Here is a 17226-nt window from a genome sequence, read left to right as displayed (position 1 = left end):
ATCAAGCCAGTTCTTCTTCATCTTGAAATAATTCACCAAGTTTTCCGTTATCATCAGAAAAATCATTCTCAATGTTATGAAACGATTTTTCAAATATCTCCATAAAATCATTTCCATATATATTTCGCACGACGGTCATCATTTCAATCATTTCAGGGAATTTTCCATATAATTCCCGTAATGGGGAAACTCCCTGGAAGATTGAGTGACTCTCAGGCTTATAGTTCTTCATTAGCTCAAGAAGTATATTTTCCCCTTTAGCCGTCAATTGAATATAGGTGTTCCGTTTATCGTTCTCCCGTTTAGAAAACTGAAGTAATTCCCGTTCTTCTAATTTCTTGGAGAAGTTAAATGCAGTTGACACGTGCATAACACCAAACTTGGCTACGTCTGAAATAGAAGCACCCTTTAAATGATACGCAATCCAGAGAATATGATGTTCGTTGATATTTAAGTCGTATGGCTTGATCCATTGCTGCCAGTCCTTTTCTATGGCCTTCCACAGAGCTTTACTAAGCTGAGCCATCCTTTGACTGAAGAGCATAGCCTCTTTCAAAGTAAATTCTCTTTCCTTCATCTCATTCACCCACTTTGCTAGAAAATCTTTTTAAAACTAAGTAGTACCAAAATGACTTACTAAAACAACTATCACAAAAAAGAAAGCGCTTATATTTTATTATGCCAATAAAGTAATAATTAATAAAGGTTAAATTGACAAAATTTTTCGAAGTATACAATTTTTGATTGGGACATACTGTGGAAATCAGAGGTTGATGGGTGGATGGATACTGTAATGACGGGATTTGTGGGAGAAATCATTATATTGAAAGAAAAGAAGGGGGATTATATTTTTTTTTGAAAACATGTTTCTACAGTATCGATATAATCCCTATTCCAACAAAAAAGCCCCACAGCCTTCATCACCATTGGTGAAAGAGAGCTGCGGGGATCTGGTTATTGATTAGGTGTATTTGCTGAGTTAATCGATTTTTCCAGGTCTTCAATGGTTCGTTGGATGGATTGGATTTCTTCCTGAAGTCGACGGTTATTTGGCTCTGTCGAAGCCTGCCATTGTTTGAATGATGCTTGAAGGTCTTTAGAAAGCTGCATGACTGTTTCTTTTCCTTCCTGAGACAGGGTGCCGATGGATTCTTTCAATTCGCCAATATTCACTTTCATCTCGTCGATTACTCCAGTCCAGTCATCTTTCTTGTCTTTGATTTGTGCCCGGATTTCTTTCCCTGATGAAGGAGACGTGAGAAGGGATGCCACTCCTCCGACCACTCCACCGATTAAAAGCCCATAAGCAAGAGATTTCTTGTTCACTATGATCACCTCGTTCTTCTATTTCTATAATACTCTATTTCTACAATCAACATGTATTCTCCTTTTCCCTTTTAAAACAGATTAAAACAAGTCAATTCATAACTTTCATATTTGCAGCATAAAAATAAAGGTAAGAGGTGGAGTAAAGGAGGGGTTCTAATCAATGGACGGGATAATCTTTGGTTTCTTTGCTCTCTGTGCAGTATTATTTCTAAGTATGGTGTATAATTTCATTTCCATTCAAAGGCCAGGTATGTATCCTCCTAAGAATATATTGAAAAAGCGTGCTGCCATAATGGGGTCTGGTGGGGTAATCACCTTTTTGATTGGAGTACTCTTATGGGTTGCAGTCAAGTAAGATATAGAAAAAGCCCTCCGTTCATGTGGCGAAACACACAATGAATGGAGGGCTTTACTATGATTAAATTAGGATAGCTGTTCAGATGTGACAGCTTCTCGAATGGTTGAACGTTTTAATATCCCATTAATGATTGGATACACCACAAACATTGCCCCGGCGTTAACCAGTGTAGCTGGAAGTACGACTGCTGCAAAAAGAGCGAAGAAAGCGCCAGGCAGACCGACAATCACATATGCAGAGAGTAAGAATATACTTCCTGATACAAGTGTACCAAGTGCTGTTAGAACAGAAGATCCTACAAGTGAACGAGTGATGTTTTTAGTAGCCAGGAAAAGACCGTAAAAAATGAATGCCGTGATCGGTTTATCAATCAGGTTAGGTAAGAATCCTCCAGGGAACTGTGTTGTCAGACCTGAAATGACTCCAGTTAATAAACCTAAAAGTAATACGTTTTTCTTGGCTGGAAATAATATAATGCCCAGAAACATCATCGTCAGCATCATGTCCGGCTTCATTCCTAAGAAAATTCCCGGGATCACTGTGTGCAGGACGGCTCCGATCCCTACTAATAATGACAGGGATACAAGTGTTTTTGTATTCATTTCTCATCTCTCCTCAACTAAACTAGACTATTTGCTTCTCCTAATGTGCACTGTTGCCATTAGCGAAAAGATAGGTACATTATAACATATCGAGTATTGTTGTCAAAGATTAATTATTCTGAAAAAATCCTGATCCCTTTAATTTCCGGGATTAGGCTCAATTATTAGGAAAGATGCTGTGCAATGGATTCAGCTATTCCTTTCAGGTCTTCTTGAGTGTAGTCGTCATTGTGTGTCTTCCATACGGCTCCGAAGCCATCTCCATGGCCATAGCGGGGGATGAAGTGCATGTGGAAATGGAAGACAGATTGTCCTGCTTCTTCACCCGCGTTGTTTAACAAGTTCATTCCAACAGGGTTAAACTCGGCCTTGATACTGTCAGCAATCTTAGGAGCAACGGAGAAGAGGTGGCTTGCAATATCAGGAGTCAGCTCATAGATGTTTTCTTTATGTACTTTTGGAATAAGTAATGTATGGCCTTTCGTCACTTGGCTAATATCAAGGAAAGCAAGGACATGCTCATCCTCATACACTTTCATAGCAGGGATTTCACCGTCGATAATCTTACAAAAAATACAGTCACTCAATGTTTACTCCACCTTTCAGTAATGGCATTTTTATGTATTTTATCATGAAAGAGAAAATAAATGAAGAAGAGACAGGAACGATTTTCCTGCCTCTCTTCTTGAAGGGGTAATACTATAAAGGTTTATATGTCAGGCTTCATTCTCTTTGATAAACACCTCATTCGCTAGTAGCTTCTGTAGTGATACATTCTTAAGTTAGAATGAAAATTGTTCAATGCGACCATCCCCTTATCTTTTCGCTATTTAAGCAATTTAGACAATAGAAACTGTTAGCCGTCTTGGACAAACACCTCATTTGCTATAAGGATGATATGTGTAAACCATTAGAAACATGAATGACTTTGTGCAATGTGACCATCCCCTTATCTCCTAAGCTTAATAAGCTAATAAAGTAAGTTGATTCAGTCAAAGTGTGCTTTAACAAACACCTCATTTATCAATTTTTTGAACAAATGAATATGGTGAGTGTGTCATTCACTATAGAAGACGACAATCCTTACAGTCGCAAACAATAGTGAAATCGGTTAGCTGGTCTTTAACAACCATCCCCTTTTTCTTATTGCTGGCCCCTTCAAATATTATGATGTGCAAATCGAGTATGGTTATGAATGTTAAAATGTGGAATGAGAAATTGGATTAACAATGCCTTTACCATGAAATTTTGATAAAATAGAGAAAACCATGTAGAAGAGAAAGGACGTTGCTGCTCGTGTCATTATTAGAAATCAAACACCTGGTTGGCGGATATACCCGAAAACCGGTATTAAAGGATATTTCATTTTCCATACATTCAAATGAAATTGTCGGATTAATCGGCCTGAACGGGGCAGGGAAAAGTACGACTATCAAGCATATAATCGGTCTCATGGAACCCAAGCAAGGAGAAGTGGCCATAAATGGTCATACCTTGAAGAGTGATGCCGATCAGTATCGAAAGCAGTTTTCATACATACCGGAAACACCGATTCTTTATGATGAGCTTACCCTTGAAGAGCATTTAAAACTGACGGCCATGGCTTACGGCTTATCAGAGTCTGAGTATAAAGGAAGAATTGATAAACTGTTGAAGGCCTTTCGTATGGAGAAGAAGATGAGCTGGTTTCCTGCACACTTTTCAAAAGGGATGAAACAAAAGGTGATGATCATGTGCGCTTTTCTCATTCAGCCCAGTCTCTATATCATTGACGAACCGTTTGTTGGATTAGATCCACTAGGAATTCAGTCACTGCTTGACTGGATGCAGGAGATGAAGCAAAACGGTGCCGGAATACTGATGTCGACGCATATTTTAGCAACTGCAGAAAGATATTGTGACTCATTCATCATCCTTCATGAAGGGAAAATACGTGCAAAAGGAACGCTTCAGGAGCTGCGGAAGGAATTCTCCATGGCGGGTGCAACGTTAGATGATATTTATATCCAGCTGACAAAGGAAGAATCCCATGATGAATAAGGTGGAAAGCATTTGGAAGAAACGAATTGTAGAGTATAATCAGGAGCTTCAAAAGTATTTGAAATACATGTTTAACGATCATTTACTATTCGTCCTGATTTTTGCATTGGGAGGAGCTGCATATACATATAATCAGTGGGTGAAAACCCTGGATCCAGCTTTCCCTGCACCACTCATCATGGCGGTGATCATGGGCATATTATTGGCATGGAGTCCCGTCTATACGTTTCTAAGAGAAGCGGACGCCGTGTTTCTTCTGCCGTTAGAGGGACGTTTATCAAGTTATTTCACTAAATGCATCTGGATCAGCTTCATGTTTCAATCATACATTCAGCTGCTTGTACTGGCTGCACTCATGCCAATGTATGTAGCGGTATCCGGAAGCAGCTTTGGAAGCTTCTTTCCGTTGCTTGGCTTTGTATTGGCATTAAAGATATGGAATCTATATGTACGATGGTTCATGCTGCGCTTTCAGGAAAGGGAAGCTCATTTGACTGACAGCTTTTTGCGCTTTATCTTAAGCGGTTCTCTCGTGTTCTTAGTGCTATCGGGTGCTGAATTCTGGGTGGTCATCGTCGTTGCCTTCATTATGCTCGGGTATGCGTTGTACTTTTTTCGATCAACAAAAGGTAAAAATCTTAAATGGGATCTGTTAATCAATCAGGAGCAGCAGCGGATGCTGATCTTTTATCGAATCGCCAATATGTTCACGGATGTGCCTAAGCTGAAAGGGAAGGTGCACCGGAGAAAATGGCTTGATGGACTTGTGCGAACGCCTTTCTCTCAAGTATCGACGTATCGATATTTGTATCTTCGGTCTTTGGTTAGAACAAGCGAATATTCGGGTCTTTACATTCGGTTAACCTTGATCGGTATGCTGTTAATTTATTCGAATTCTTCTTTTATCTTCAGTATATTGACGGCATTAGTGTTTCTTTATTTAACGGCTTTTCAGCTGATCCCTTTGTTTAAACGGTTTGATTATAAAATCTGGGTTCTCATCTATCCTGTATCAAGGGCATTAAAGAAGTCTTCTTTTCAAAAAATCATAAATCAGGCAATGATGATCCAGGCGGTTTTGTTTTCCCTGCCTCTATTTTTAAAGGGTGCATGGATAGAAGGGTTGATTACGCTACTGGTCGGGTTGGCATTTTCAATTCTATTTAGTCAGTTCTACTTAGTGCAGCGATTAAAGAAGATGGAAGATACATTATTTTAGTGAAACGATCCGGCTGGAAGAAACGTATAGAATGAGTAAACTGATAAAAAAGGATGGTGGTTCAGTGTGAACCATGAAAAAGAAGAACTTGATTCCTGGAAACGTAAATTCAGTAGAAAATCTTCCATCTTCCAAAGGGTTTCTAAGCAAGCTCAAACAAAAGTGAACCAATGGATCCCTGAGAAAGCACATAAAGTGGTAACGGAAAGCATCAAGAAGATGGTGGAAGTAACGTTACAGGGAAGCGAATGGGTACCTCTTCAGCAGGTCTCTGTGAAGTCTTCACTGAAGGAAAGAGAAGCGCTGATGAAGGAACGGAAGGAATTTTACCGGAAAGCGGCTACGATTGAAGGGGCTGGAACTGGTGCAGGTGGAATCTTTCTAGGCCTGGCAGATTTTCCGTTGCTTTTATCGATTAAAATGAAATTTCTGAGCGAATGCTCTGCCATTCATGGCTATGATACAAAACAATATGAGGAACGCCTGTTTCTGCTTTATGTCTTTCAGCTTGCATTCTCCAGTGATTCTCATAAAAAACATGTCCTCGACGTCATCGAAAACTGGGATGTGGAAAAAGAAAAATTGAAGGAATTGGACTGGAGAACTTTCCAGCAGGAGTATCGGGATTACATTGATCTCGTGAAATTGTTTCAACTCATTCCCGGGGTAGGGGCTGTGGTGGGAGCCTATGCAAACTATCAACTTCTTGATCAATTGGGTGAAGTGGCAAAATATGCTTATCGGATTCGGTACTTTCATGATTTAGAATAGTAGTGAGGAAAGTTCGACGTTATCGTCGATCTTTTTTTTGAGGGATATTGGCAGGGCAACTGAATGCAAACGCATCTTTTTATTTCCTCTGAATATTCAGGTATAGTTAGAAAGTACGTTATCATTGTTTTAGTGAGGTGTGAAATAGATGAACAAACGCAAAAAAGGATTGAAAGTGTTAGGACTTATTCTATTCTCATTCTTCTTCTTTTTAGCAGGGGTGTTTCACTTTATTGAAGCTCAAGGATTCGCGAAAATGATCCCTGAATTCATACCCCTAAGGGAAGAAATCGTGTATATAACGGGAATGATCGAGTTTATATTGGCAGTACTTCTTCTCATTCCAAAGACTCGTGAAAAAGCAGGGATTATCACAGCGATTTATTTAGTCCTTATCTTCCCTGCAAATATTTATGCGGCCATTAAAGAAATTCCTGCTCCAGGAAAAGAGGAAGCGAATGTAGTACTGCTTTGGTTGAGGTTATTGTTTCAACCGCTTTTAATCTGGTGGGTATTGGTGGTAAGTAAGATCGAAAAAAATCATCGCTTTTATTAAGAGTAAAGGATCAGACCTTATGGGATCTGATCCTTTTTTATGAGTTATTTTGTTAGCGTCTCTGTGACAGAATGCCTTTCTTGGTATTGAATGGTAGCAGACGCCAGTGATTTAGCGGCTATCAGGAGAGCCTTTTCGTTAATATCAAACTTGGGATGGTGGTGGGGAAAGGCTACTTCAACATTTTCCGGCTTGGCTCCCGTAAAAAAGAAGGTACCCTTTATATGTTCTAAGTAATGAGAGAAATCTTCCCCGCCCATTTGCATTTCAATTTCTTCCACATTATGAACTTCATCGATTGTATCAACACTTTGAATCAACAGATCTGTTTCCCCTGCGTGATTCACGACAGCAGGATATCCGCGTTCATACACATATTCATACTCACAACGGGCTGAAAGACATGCACCTTTCAGGATCTGTTCGATTTCCTCTTCAATAAAGTCTCTGATCTCAGGATTAAATGTACGGACTGTTCCTATAAGTTTAGCTGAATCGGCAATCACATTGAATGCGTTATCTGCCATAAACGAACCGATTGTTACGACGGCAGGATCAATCGGATTCACTCTTCTGCTGACAATTTGTTGAAGCTCTGAAACGACTTGAGCCCCGATCACGATGGAATCCTTTGTTTTATGAGGCTGTGCCCCGTGACCGCCGGACCCCTTGATGACAATCTCAAATCTATCTGCAGCAGCCATGATTGGACCTGTCCGATATAGGATTTTTCCGAGAGGTTCACTTGACCATAAATGAGTTCCGAAAATAACATCCACACCATCCAGACAGCCCGCTTCAATCATGGGTTTCGCTCCGCCTGGTGCATATTCTTCCGCATGCTGATGGATAAGAACCACTGTACCTGAAAGCTTACTACGCATTTCATGCAGGGTTTTACCCAATACTAACAGTGTTGCTGTATGACCGTCATGGCCACATGCATGCATGACGCCTGGAACGGTGGAGCGATATTCCACATCCTTTTCATCTTGGATGGGGAGGGCGTCAAAGTCTGCACGAAGGGCCACCGTTTTACCGGGAAGAGCTCCCTCGATTCTTGCGACTACCCCATTGCCGCCGACTTGTTCGAGGATCGGAACCCCGATTTTCTTGTAGTAATCAGCAATGTATGCAGCTGTATTTTTCTCTTGGAAAGATAGTTCAGGATGTTGATGGAGAAATCTTCTGATCTCAACCATTTCTATCCAACGTTCTTCTAATTTCTGATATAATTCATTCAGCAAGTGCACAACCTCCTAATATTTGATGAATATTACGAATATTATAACACTAAATATTGAGAGGGAAGTGGGTAATTAGAGTGAAATTCAAGGAGGATCATGATGAAGAAGTTTCAATACATAATGGCCATCATTTCATTTGTACTGTTTATGACCATCGCACATTTTGTTTTTTATGAAATGGAGATTTTGGGTGATGAGTACCTCTTGTCCAGCATGAGCAACCTTCATTTAATAGAATTGTTTTCCGTAATCGGTACTGAATTAGTGATTGGGATCGCATCCATCGCCCTTATTTTATATCTTTGGTGGGCCAAGAAGGACTTTGTTGGAATCATTACCGTTGTTGTCCTGGTAGCGGGAAGTAACGTTCTGAATAAAACAATCAAAGGTTTGATGGAAAGAGATAGACCTCCATTTTCACATGGCGAGGAAGGGTTCAGCTTTCCCAGCGGCCATGCCATGGTAGGATTGGTCTTCTTACTCGTCACTGCATACTTCATTAGCAGAGAGATCTCTTCTACTGTAATGAAAGTGGGCCTCTTTATCCTGGCGTTCACCCTTTCCCTGCTGACAGGTCTCAGCAGAATAGTGGAACAGGCTCACTATCCATCAGATGTCGCAGCCGGATACCTACTTGGATACTCCTATTTCGTACTGTGCATCTTTCTCTATGAGAAGCGGCAAAAACAAGAAAAATAGAGGGACGGACCTTGTTTTCAAGGTCCGTCCCTCACTATGTTCAAATCAAAAACATCGCCACGATTGTTGTAGCTATTAATCCGATGACGACAGGAAGCATGTTACGCCGTGCGAGTTCAAATGGATCGACTCCACAGATGGCGGCAGCCGGGATGAGAGCCCATGGGACGAGTGTTCCACCGCCTACCCAGATGGCTGCGACTTGCCCGAGTGCGGTTAGGGTAGCGACACCTGACCCAATGCTATCTGCGAATAGATTGGCCACGGAACCTGCTAGGGAGATACCGGAAAAGCCGGATCCGTCAAGACCCGTGATCGCTCCAACAGTCGTTAGGGTGATCGCCCCCACTGCTGTAGATAGGGGAACGACGGCAGCCAGGGATGCCCCGAGATCATTGACGATTCCTTGAGAGGTTGAAGGAAGGAAGTCGCCGATAATCGTTTGAAACCCTGAATCCCCCAAGTAAAAGAAAGCGGCGATCGGAATTACGGGACCAAACACTTTAAATCCAAACTGAAAGCCATCAATCATGAAGCTCGTCGTTTTCTCCAATCCCTTTCCCTTAAAGGCAGCCAATGAAATCAAGAGAAGAATGATGATGGATGTTCCACCTATCAGTGCCGTTGCATCTCCCCCTTGTAGATCAAATAGGACCATAGCGGTAATATCCAGGACAAATAAAATAGGGATAAGGATGGCAATTGTCTGTTTCCATCGTGTAGATAACAGATTCGTTGACTCCTCCTGATCCTTGTCAATAGATGCTATGTGGCTTGAATCCACTTTCAGGATTCCTTTTTTCATATCCCGTTTAAGAAATAGAAAAGCGGTGACAGTTGTGACGACGCCCATCACAATAATAAGGGGGATACTTGCAGAAATAACATCGGAGACAGGTATTCCTGCTGCGTCGGCCGTTAACTTCGGAGCTGCCTGGATGACAAAGTCACCTGAAAGGGCGATACCGTGACCGAATAGGTTCATGGCCATGGCGATTCCCAGAGCGGGTAATCCGACTCTGAGGGCGACTGGTACTAACACGGCACCCAGGAGGGCTACTGCAGGTGAAGGCCAGAAAAACCAAGATATAAACATCATCACGAGACCGATTGTCCAGTAGGCAAGGGCCGGTGTCCGGATGAACTTTGTAAACGGGCGGATCATGACATCGTTAATACCGGTAGTAGTCAGTCCTTTACTCATTGCTACAATGATGGAAATCACGAGAATGGTAGATAACAATTCCGTAATGGCAAAGACAAAGCTATTAAATATACTACTAATCGATCCGCTTAACGATCCTGTTGCCACCAGGGCAATACTGAAGATTCCCAGGATACATACGATCGTGGTGTCTTTCCGGAAAATCATGAATAGGATGATGAATCCTATGAATGCTAAATAAATCCAATGAAGAGCCGTTAAATCAATCCCCATTAGAAAAACCCTCCTCTAAATCGTTCCTCAAACTTTAGGCATATGCCCTGATCTGTACTATAGATTATGAAAATAGTGAAAAGGTGTGATATAGGTTAGAAACATTTTTTCCGTCTCGAGACCGAGGCAGAATCATGCCGATGCTCCTCCATACACGATTGAAAGCAATCTATAATGAAAGTAGCTACAGGAATTTATTCATTAATAGCGAAATTAATAGAAGATGTGAAGGTGGTGCTGGTATGAGGTATAAGGGAAGGAAACAATGGTTTTTCTCATTCCTGTTAATGGCGATAGGATTGTTGTTATTATTATTGAATATTGGTGTCATTTCCTTGGAAATAACGCAGATATTTGTCAATATCATTCCAATTTTGTTGTTACTCCTTGGCGTGAAGTGGACGGTAGACAGTTTTTTGAAGGGAAGCTTTGGAAAGTTACTGTTTGGACTATTCAGTATGGTGTTTGGGGGACTCATTATACTCGATGGGTATGATGTAGTGGATTTTGACTATGCGAGCTGGTGGAAACTATGGCCCCTCTTTATTATTGCTATTGCCATTAATAGAGTGGGAAGAAATAAACCCATCAAGATTACCATAACCAATGAATCACCAAGTAAAGAGGAGGCATCTCAAATAGGATTTGAAAATCAGCCGTTGGGGGAGAAAATCCTTCATAACAAGAATAAAATGAACAAAGGGTTTATTGTCGGGGATATACGTTTTTCCGAGCCTAACTGGCCCCTGGAATCAATGAATCTTTACAATGCCATTGGAGATTACTATTTTGACTTTAGTAAAGCCTTTATACCAGAAGGGGAAACGCCAATTGATATTAGTGGCTGGATAGGTGATGTGAAGATGATCATTCCAGAAAACGTACCAGTGGAGATCACCTTGAAAGTGCAGGTAGGAGATATTAAATTATTCGATCAAAAGTCCGCCGATCTTCGTTCAGAACTATATTACCGTTCACCTGAGTACGAGCTTGCAAGCAAAAAAATCAAGCTGACTGTTCATGTGAAAATAGGATCGATTCGAATCAGCCGAGTGTGATCGAAGACGATTTATCCGATAAAAGGAGGTTAGAACATGGAAAAGTCTTCAAACATTCGCAATTGGATCTTTAAAAGCTTTTTCATGATGTCCACCATGGCTGTTTTGCTTTTCTTTATTTCCTTGCAAGTCTATCTGTACGTATCTAATGACCCAGGCTTTTCTCTCGAAGTGTCACTCTATTTAACCATTTGGCTGGCAAGCATCCTTCTATTATTAAGCATTTATTTCGGATTTCGTACCGGATATACATTTAAAAGAAGAATTGATGATATTTCCACCTTTGTAACGTTGCTAAGAAGTGGGAAGCTTTCAGCAAGGGTGGACCGATACGAACACGATGAGCTTGGAATCTTATCGGATGAATTGAATCAGCTTGCTGTGTTCATTCAAGAACAGGTGAAATCATTGCAGAGATTAGCTGATGAAAAATCTGAGCTTGCCGATCAAGCGCACCAGGCAGCTGTCATGGAAGAGCGGCAAAGACTTGCAAGGGATCTTCATGATTCAGTCAGTCAACAATTATTTGCTTTGAATATGCTTTCTTCTGCCGCGCAAAAAAGCATGGACTCAGATCGTGAAAAGGTCAGGACGATTGTATCACAAGTGGCTGAAATTGCAGGGAAAGCGCAAGGTGAGATGAGGGCTCTCCTTCTTCATTTACGACCAATCGATTTAAAAGGTGAAAGTCTGTGTGAAGCGTTAACCATATTAATTAGAGAATTAAAGGAAAAAACTCAGATTGAAATCGAAGCAAGCCTAGATGGGATTGAGAATCTTTCTAAGGGGACTGAAACCCATATGTTCAGGATTATTCAGGAGAGCCTTTCCAATATCCTGCGACACTCAGAGGCAACGAAAGTGAAGATTGTGACGGAGAAAAAGGACGGTTATGTCACACTGTACATAAGTGACAATGGAAGAGGTTTTAACCTGAGAGAAAACAAGATGACATCGTACGGACTTCAGACGATGAGAGAGCGTGCCGAGGAAATCGGTGGATTGTTTCAAATTCGTTCTAAAGAGAAAGAAGGAACGTATATTGATCTGCGGATTCCAGTCTAAACCAAAGGGGGAAATCAGGTGGATAAGGTAAAGGTGATGATTGTAGATGATCACGAAATGGTTAGATTAGGAATAAAAACGTATTTGCTGACAGAGGATCGGATTGAATTCCTAGGGGAAGCGAAAAGCGGTAATGAAGCGGCTCAGCTTGCGAAGCTGTATATGCCTGATGTGATTCTGATGGATTTATTAATGGAGAACGGGAATGGTATCGAAGCCACAAGAAAGATCTTAACCTTCCATCCCCACTGTAAAATCATTATACTGACAAGCTATTATGATGATGAAAAAGTGTTTCCTGCCATTGAAGCAGGTGCTCATAGTTATTTGTTGAAAACGGCAAGTGCCGAAGAAGTGACATCGGCTATTTATAAAGCGATGAAGGGGGAGTCCGTCATTGCCTCCAAAGTAGCGGATAAAATGATGAACCGATTCCGCCCTCAGGAAGTATTGCCTCATGAAGAGCTGACGTCGAGAGAAATGGATGTATTGAAATGCCTGGGAGAAGGGATGACGAATCAGGAAATTTCTGAAGAGCTTTTCATAGGGATAAAGACTGTTAAGACTCATGTAAGCAATATCCTGAGTAAGCTCGGAGTGGCGGATCGTACCCAGGCAGCGATATATGCAAATCGGAATGGGATATTACACAGTAATAATACGAGGAAATAGGCAGACTTTTACTGAAAATAACGCAAAGGGGCTTAGTCAAGGGGAATGGTATCACTCCCCTTGACTAAGCCCCTTTTGCGGGAACAGAAAAGTTACTTAGAAAGTCACAGGTTTGCTGAATTTGAATCGAGAAGATAGTATGGTTTCTGTTGAAGAGATGGTGGCGAATTCATGATGAAGATTAGCCAGCGACAGACCATGAACAATTTCAGCAGAAAATAAAGAACCATCATACGAATACGTTTCGAAGCATGCTGTGGCATCGAAAGGAACAGTCACATCATAACCTAAGTTCCCTGCCATGCGAACCGTAGTGGATACACAGTGATTCGTCGTGAAGCCCATCACTACAAGGGATTTGAACTTTTCCCTTTTTAAATATAAATCCAGGTCCGTATCGATAAAGGCGCTGTTGACGTGCTTAATGATTTGCTTTTCGTTTCGTAAAGGGCGGAATTCGTCTATAAAATCGAAACCTGAGCAGCTTGAATGCAGTTGTGATTCCATATCATTGGATGAATGCTGTACATGAACGACTGGACATGACTTTTCTCTCCAGGCGCGAAGAAGCTGAAAGGCGTTTTCTTCCATACCAGGATTATTTCGCTTTCCCCATGAAGGATGACTAAATGCCTTTTGAAAGTCAATCAGAAGCAAACACGTTTGACTCATTGGTACTCAACTCCTTTCATATAGGGTGTGTCGTAAATACAAAGTAACTATCTATGACCAATACGATAAAGTATACTGTTAATAATTTGTAATTATGTATGTACACTTTAAGTGTAATTGTTAAGTTTGAGGGACCGGTGAGTAGCTGCCATTCAGGAAAAATAAAAAGCTGCCTCGGAATGGGCAGCTTATGTCTTACTCTTGACCTGTTACATGATATTCACTTACATAGGAAGCACGGGGAAAGATATCTTTCTTATTATCAATTCCTTCTTCCGTCCCGCGCTTTTCATGTGCTTTTTTGTATTGCTCGGACTCCTGCCAGGCAATGAAGTTTCTCTCGTCTTCCCAGAGTGTCATAATCACATATGTATCCGATTCTAATGGACGAAGAATTCGAATGGCCGTAAAGCCCGGAACTTCTTCGATCAATCCTGCCCGATTTTTAAAGCGGTACTCAAATAGCGGACGGCCTTCATCCGTTACTGGAATATTATTGAACACTACATATCCTTCATTTACAAGCTCGCCAGATTGATCGACGATTTCATATTTGCGTGGGGATTCAAAGACACTTTCCCCATTTGTCTCATGAAGCAGCATGGCATCTTTTCCTTGCAATAGGATCATTTTTTCATCTGTATGCCGATCCATTAATTTTTTCAGAAATTCATGTGTTCCGGTAGTTATATACACCTTCATCCAAATCACCTCAATTAATTAGTTATCTCTATTATACTCTTCCCTAATCCTTTGCTCATGTAACATGATTTCTGGATATTTTTTCTTCTCCCTTGAAAATCGGCAAATTTATGACATTTTCCCTTGATAACTATACAATTCTCATTAAAACGTCTATAGTTTAAAAGGGTTACAATTCGTACGGTCATATTATAAGGTTCTATTCGAAAAGGATCTGTCGAGGGCTCTGTCAATCAATATGAGACTTTTTGTGACAGAGCTGAAAGGTGACAAAAACGAGCTAATAGAAACTAGAATTTCTTGTTCTCAAATGGAAATGGACCACGGCTCTCTTAAAAAGAGTTTGCTTTCTAAAAAGTTAGTGTTTTAATTTAGATTTTATAAAAAACCTCATACTGAGAAAGTTGATTGGAGCGGAAGATGCTCGACTCCTGCGGGAGAAGCGGGACAGGTGAGACCCCGCAGGCGAAGCCGAGGAGGCTCACCGCCCGCCCCGCGGAAAGCGAGCATCTGTAGCGGAATCAACTACTACTATCTTCTTTAAAATCACCAAACTTTACGAAAGAACCGATTGAAAATAGTACAATTTTAGAAACTACTCAATTTAGTATACAATGGGAATAATGGAGTTACATAGAAAGGTGGACGAATAAAGGTATGAAACAAATGAATGATACATTTTTACGAGCAGCAAGGGGAGAGAAGACGGACTATACTCCGGTTTGGTATATGAGACAAGCTGGGCGTTCACAACCTGAATACCGCAAAATCAAAGAGAAGTATTCTCTGTTTGAAATAACACACCAACCTGAGCTTTGCGCATATGTGACAAGGCTGCCGGTTGAACAATATGATGTGGATGCAGCGATCCTTTATAAAGACATTATGTCACCACTACCTTCTATAGGAGTGGATGTAGAAATCAAATCAGGAATCGGCCCCGTGATCGATAACCCGATTCGTACGACAGCGGATGTTGAAAAGCTTGGAGAAATCGATCCCGAAAATGATGTTCCTTACGTATTAGATACCATTAAATTATTGACTGAAGAGCAATTGTCCGTGCCGTTGATCGGTTTTGCAGGTGCACCTTTTACAATGGCAAGCTACATGATTGAAGGCGGCCCATCGAAAAACTATAATAAAACAAAAGCGTTCATGTATGCAGAGCCACAAGCCTGGTTTGCTTTAATGGATAAACTGGCAGCTATGACAGTGACGTATGCGAAAGCTCAAATCAAAGCAGGAGCGTCTGCTTTTCAAATTTTCGACTCATGGGTCGGGGCATTGAATATACAAGATTATCGTACATTCATTAAGCCGGTCATGGAGAAGATCTTTACAGAATTGAAGGAAGAGAACGTACCATTGATCATGTTTGGTGTTGGTGCAAGTCACTTGGCGAATGAATGGCATGACCTTCCTCTTGATGTAGTCGGATTAGACTGGCGCCTGCCGATTAATGAAGCAAGAGAAAGAGGCATTTCCAAAACGGTAATGGGAAATCTGGATCCTGCGATTCTGTTAGCTCCTTGGGAAGTGATCGAAGAAAGAGCCAAAGAGATCCTCGATCAAGGAATGGAGCTTCCTGCCCACATCTTTAACTTAGGACACGGGGTATTCCCGCAAGTTAATCCGGACACATTAAAGCGTCTGGCAGCTTTCGTACATGAATACAGTGCCAGGTAGAGCACATTCAAACGTGTGTAACCATGGATTCATATGAAGAAACATGGCACAATAATGGAATGTATGATACTGATAATGAGGTGAAATGGTATGACAAAGAAGAAAATGGGTCTATTGGTGATGGCCTATGGAACTCCATATAAAGAAGAAGATTTGGAACGTTACTATACTCATATCCGACATGGAAGAGCTCCCTCTGCTGAACTGCTGGAAGACCTCCGTGGTCGTTATGAAGCCATTGGTGGGATTTCTCCACTGGCTAAAATCACCCTGGATCAAGCGAAGAGTCTTGAAGAACATTTAAACAGCATTCAGGATGACATTGAGTTTAACATGTATCTAGGTCTAAAGCATATCGAACCTTTCGTGGAAGACGCTGTTGAACAAATGCATAAAGACGGCATTCAGGAAGCCGTTTCGATTGTACTAGCCCCTCATTTTTCAACGTTCAGTGTTAAATCCTACAATGGACGCGCGAAGGAAACAGCAGAAAAGCTGGGCGGGCCTCACATTACATCCGTTGAAAGCTGGTATGATGAACCTAAATTCATTCAGTACTGGGTTGACAGAGTGAAGGACACCTATGCAAGCATGTCGGATGAAGAGCGAAGCAATGCTGTCCTGATCGTATCCGCTCACAGCCTGCCTGAACGCATCCTGCAATCAGGCGATCCTTATCCAATGCAATTAGAGGAAACAGCAAAGCTGATTGCAGAGGGCGCAGGCGTGAAGGAATATGCAGTAGGCTGGCAAAGTGAAGGAAACACTCCTGATCCATGGTTAGGCCCTGACGTTCAGGATTTAACACGTGATCTTTATAAAGAAAAGGGATACAAGACATTCGTCTATACGCCTGTAGGCTTCGTATCCGATCATCTTGAAGTTCTATATGACAACGATTATGAATGTAAAGTTGTAACAGATGAAATCGGAGCTTCATACTATCGTCCGGAAATGCCGAATGCCAAACCTGAATTCATCGATGCAATGGCAGATGTCGTGTTAAAACACCTTAAATAATTTCTCGTTTTTGGCTGAAACAAAGGAAGGACTGAAGCAAATGAGTTCACTCTCACCGCTTTAGTCCTTCTCTATTGTTCAATAAGATA

Annotated in this window: 19 protein-coding genes; 11 read left to right on the top strand and 8 right to left on the bottom strand. The window is 41.3% G+C overall.

Going from position 1 to position 17226, the window contains the following annotated elements:
• Position 1 precedes the first annotated feature (1 nt).
• Together ACXAF2_RS21970 and ACXAF2_RS21965 are read right to left on the bottom strand one after the other, a co-directional pair.
• Positions 2-577, bottom strand: a complete 576-nt coding sequence (locus ACXAF2_RS21970) for an HTH-type transcriptional regulator Hpr (RefSeq protein ID WP_113971262.1) — start codon at positions 575-577, stop codon at positions 2-4.
• 377 nt (positions 578-954) lie between these two features.
• Positions 955-1326, bottom strand: coding sequence for a YtxH domain-containing protein (locus tag ACXAF2_RS21965; protein WP_187443325.1), 372 nt, complete (start codon positions 1324-1326; stop codon positions 955-957).
• Positions 1327-1489: 163 nt separating this feature from the next.
• Between ACXAF2_RS21965 and yhzF the strand changes: the two genes are divergently transcribed.
• Positions 1490-1684, top strand: a complete 195-nt coding sequence (gene yhzF, locus ACXAF2_RS21960) for a membrane protein YhzF (RefSeq protein ID WP_113971264.1) — start codon at positions 1490-1492, stop codon at positions 1682-1684.
• A gap of 68 nt (positions 1685-1752) precedes the next feature.
• Here the strand turns inward: yhzF and ACXAF2_RS21955 are convergent, their stop codons facing one another.
• Both ACXAF2_RS21955 and ACXAF2_RS21950 read right to left on the bottom strand, forming a co-directional pair.
• The gene (locus ACXAF2_RS21955; RefSeq protein WP_475141828.1) at positions 1753-2289 is read right to left on the bottom strand and encodes a tryptophan transporter; all 537 of its coding nucleotides are present in this window, start codon (positions 2287-2289) and stop codon (positions 1753-1755) included.
• A gap of 164 nt (positions 2290-2453) precedes the next feature.
• Complete coding sequence (locus ACXAF2_RS21950; RefSeq protein WP_475141827.1) at positions 2454-2876, bottom strand: HIT family protein; 423 nt, start codon at positions 2874-2876, stop codon at positions 2454-2456.
• Between the two features lie 709 nt (positions 2877-3585).
• Here ACXAF2_RS21950 and ACXAF2_RS21945 point away from each other — a divergent pair.
• The 4 genes from ACXAF2_RS21945 to ACXAF2_RS21930 all read left to right on the top strand — a co-directional run bounded on the left by ACXAF2_RS21945 (position 3586) and on the right by ACXAF2_RS21930 (position 6875).
• The gene (locus tag ACXAF2_RS21945; RefSeq protein WP_475141826.1) at positions 3586-4329 is read left to right on the top strand and encodes an ABC transporter ATP-binding protein; all 744 of its coding nucleotides are present in this window, start codon (positions 3586-3588) and stop codon (positions 4327-4329) included.
• Positions 4319-5548: an ABC transporter permease gene (locus ACXAF2_RS21940; RefSeq protein WP_475141825.1), complete on the top strand. Its 1230-nt coding sequence runs from the start codon at positions 4319-4321 to the stop codon at positions 5546-5548. The genes ACXAF2_RS21945 and ACXAF2_RS21940 overlap by 11 nt, the downstream gene beginning before the upstream one ends.
• A 66-nt stretch (positions 5549-5614) precedes the next feature.
• A complete protein-coding gene (locus ACXAF2_RS21935) occupies positions 5615-6319 on the top strand; it encodes an EcsC family protein (protein ID WP_475141824.1) in 705 nt (234 codons plus the stop codon).
• A gap of 148 nt (positions 6320-6467) precedes the next feature.
• Positions 6468-6875, top strand: a complete 408-nt coding sequence (locus tag ACXAF2_RS21930) for a DoxX family protein (RefSeq protein WP_475141823.1) — start codon at positions 6468-6470, stop codon at positions 6873-6875.
• Positions 6876-6919: 44 nt separating this feature from the next.
• On the opposite strand, the gene ACXAF2_RS21925 is transcribed toward ACXAF2_RS21930, so the two are convergent.
• Positions 6920-8122, bottom strand: a complete 1203-nt coding sequence (locus ACXAF2_RS21925) for a M20 family metallopeptidase (RefSeq protein WP_475141822.1) — start codon at positions 8120-8122, stop codon at positions 6920-6922.
• 99 nt (positions 8123-8221) lie between these two features.
• Between ACXAF2_RS21925 and ACXAF2_RS21920 the strand changes: the two genes are divergently transcribed.
• Positions 8222-8821 carry a phosphatase PAP2 family protein gene (locus ACXAF2_RS21920; RefSeq protein WP_475141821.1) on the top strand — a complete coding sequence of 200 codons (600 nt, stop codon included), beginning with the start codon at positions 8222-8224 and terminating at the stop codon, positions 8819-8821.
• Positions 8822-8861: 40 nt separating this feature from the next.
• On the opposite strand, the gene ACXAF2_RS21915 is transcribed toward ACXAF2_RS21920, so the two are convergent.
• Entirely contained in the window at positions 8862-10259 is a 1398-nt protein-coding gene (locus tag ACXAF2_RS21915) for a hypothetical protein (protein ID WP_475141820.1), read from the bottom strand.
• 242 nt (positions 10260-10501) lie between these two features.
• Here ACXAF2_RS21915 and liaF point away from each other — a divergent pair, with 242 nt between their 5' ends.
• Genes liaF through ACXAF2_RS21900 form a run of 3 tightly spaced genes read left to right on the top strand, consistent with a single transcriptional unit; the run spans position 10502 to position 13054 of the window.
• Complete coding sequence (liaF, locus tag ACXAF2_RS21910; protein WP_475141819.1) at positions 10502-11317, top strand: cell wall-active antibiotics response protein LiaF; 816 nt, start codon at positions 10502-10504, stop codon at positions 11315-11317.
• 36 nt (positions 11318-11353) lie between these two features.
• Entirely contained in the window at positions 11354-12382 is a 1029-nt protein-coding gene (locus ACXAF2_RS21905; RefSeq protein WP_475141818.1) for a sensor histidine kinase, read from the top strand.
• Positions 12383-12418: 36 nt separating this feature from the next.
• The gene (locus tag ACXAF2_RS21900; RefSeq protein WP_475141883.1) at positions 12419-13054 is read left to right on the top strand and encodes a response regulator; all 636 of its coding nucleotides are present in this window, start codon (positions 12419-12421) and stop codon (positions 13052-13054) included.
• 96 nt (positions 13055-13150) lie between these two features.
• Here the strand turns inward: ACXAF2_RS21900 and ACXAF2_RS21895 are convergent, their stop codons facing one another.
• Complete coding sequence (locus ACXAF2_RS21895) at positions 13151-13726, bottom strand: cysteine hydrolase family protein (protein WP_475141817.1); 576 nt, start codon at positions 13724-13726, stop codon at positions 13151-13153.
• Between the two features lie 195 nt (positions 13727-13921).
• Positions 13922-14428 carry an antibiotic biosynthesis monooxygenase family protein gene (locus ACXAF2_RS21890; protein ID WP_475141816.1) on the bottom strand — a complete coding sequence of 169 codons (507 nt, stop codon included), beginning with the start codon at positions 14426-14428 and terminating at the stop codon, positions 13922-13924.
• A gap of 657 nt (positions 14429-15085) precedes the next feature.
• Here ACXAF2_RS21890 and hemE point away from each other — a divergent pair.
• Together hemE and hemH are read left to right on the top strand one after the other, a co-directional pair.
• The gene (gene hemE, locus ACXAF2_RS21885) at positions 15086-16117 is read left to right on the top strand and encodes a uroporphyrinogen decarboxylase (RefSeq protein ID WP_475141815.1); all 1032 of its coding nucleotides are present in this window, start codon (positions 15086-15088) and stop codon (positions 16115-16117) included.
• A gap of 90 nt (positions 16118-16207) precedes the next feature.
• Positions 16208-17137: a ferrochelatase gene (gene hemH / locus ACXAF2_RS21880; protein WP_475141814.1), complete on the top strand. Its 930-nt coding sequence runs from the start codon at positions 16208-16210 to the stop codon at positions 17135-17137.
• Positions 17138-17226: the final 89 nt, after the last annotated feature.

The organism is Rossellomorea sp. ABR4_004, from assembly GCF_056159585.1.
This window is presented reverse-complemented; position numbering and strand designations above follow the sequence as displayed.

What these genes read in the sequence shown, in the direction of transcription:
- ACXAF2_RS21920 (WP_475141821.1), top strand. Translation starts at nt 8,222, where the DNA reads ATGAAGAAGTTTCAATACATAATGGCCATCATTTCATTTGTACTGTTT.
- liaF (WP_475141819.1), top strand. Translation starts at nt 10,502, where the DNA reads ATGAGGTATAAGGGAAGGAAACAATGGTTTTTCTCATTCCTGTTAATG.
- hemH (WP_475141814.1), top strand. Translation starts at nt 16,208, where the DNA reads ATGACAAAGAAGAAAATGGGTCTATTGGTGATGGCCTATGGAACTCCA.
- ACXAF2_RS21895 (WP_475141817.1), bottom strand. Translation starts at nt 13,726, where the DNA reads ATGAGTCAAACGTGTTTGCTTCTGATTGACTTTCAAAAGGCATTTAGT.
- ACXAF2_RS21930 (WP_475141823.1), top strand. Translation starts at nt 6,468, where the DNA reads ATGAACAAACGCAAAAAAGGATTGAAAGTGTTAGGACTTATTCTATTC.
- ACXAF2_RS21890 (WP_475141816.1), bottom strand. Translation starts at nt 14,428, where the DNA reads ATGAAGGTGTATATAACTACCGGAACACATGAATTTCTGAAAAAATTA.
- ACXAF2_RS21915 (WP_475141820.1), bottom strand. Translation starts at nt 10,259, where the DNA reads ATGGGGATTGATTTAACGGCTCTTCATTGGATTTATTTAGCATTCATA.
- ACXAF2_RS21940 (WP_475141825.1), top strand. Translation starts at nt 4,319, where the DNA reads ATGATGAATAAGGTGGAAAGCATTTGGAAGAAACGAATTGTAGAGTAT.
- ACXAF2_RS21900 (WP_475141883.1), top strand. Translation starts at nt 12,419, where the DNA reads ATGATTGTAGATGATCACGAAATGGTTAGATTAGGAATAAAAACGTAT.
- ACXAF2_RS21970 (WP_113971262.1), bottom strand. Translation starts at nt 577, where the DNA reads ATGAAGGAAAGAGAATTTACTTTGAAAGAGGCTATGCTCTTCAGTCAA.
- ACXAF2_RS21955 (WP_475141828.1), bottom strand. Translation starts at nt 2,289, where the DNA reads ATGAATACAAAAACACTTGTATCCCTGTCATTATTAGTAGGGATCGGA.
- yhzF (WP_113971264.1), top strand. Translation starts at nt 1,490, where the DNA reads ATGGACGGGATAATCTTTGGTTTCTTTGCTCTCTGTGCAGTATTATTT.
- ACXAF2_RS21905 (WP_475141818.1), top strand. Translation starts at nt 11,354, where the DNA reads ATGGAAAAGTCTTCAAACATTCGCAATTGGATCTTTAAAAGCTTTTTC.
- hemE (WP_475141815.1), top strand. Translation starts at nt 15,086, where the DNA reads ATGAAACAAATGAATGATACATTTTTACGAGCAGCAAGGGGAGAGAAG.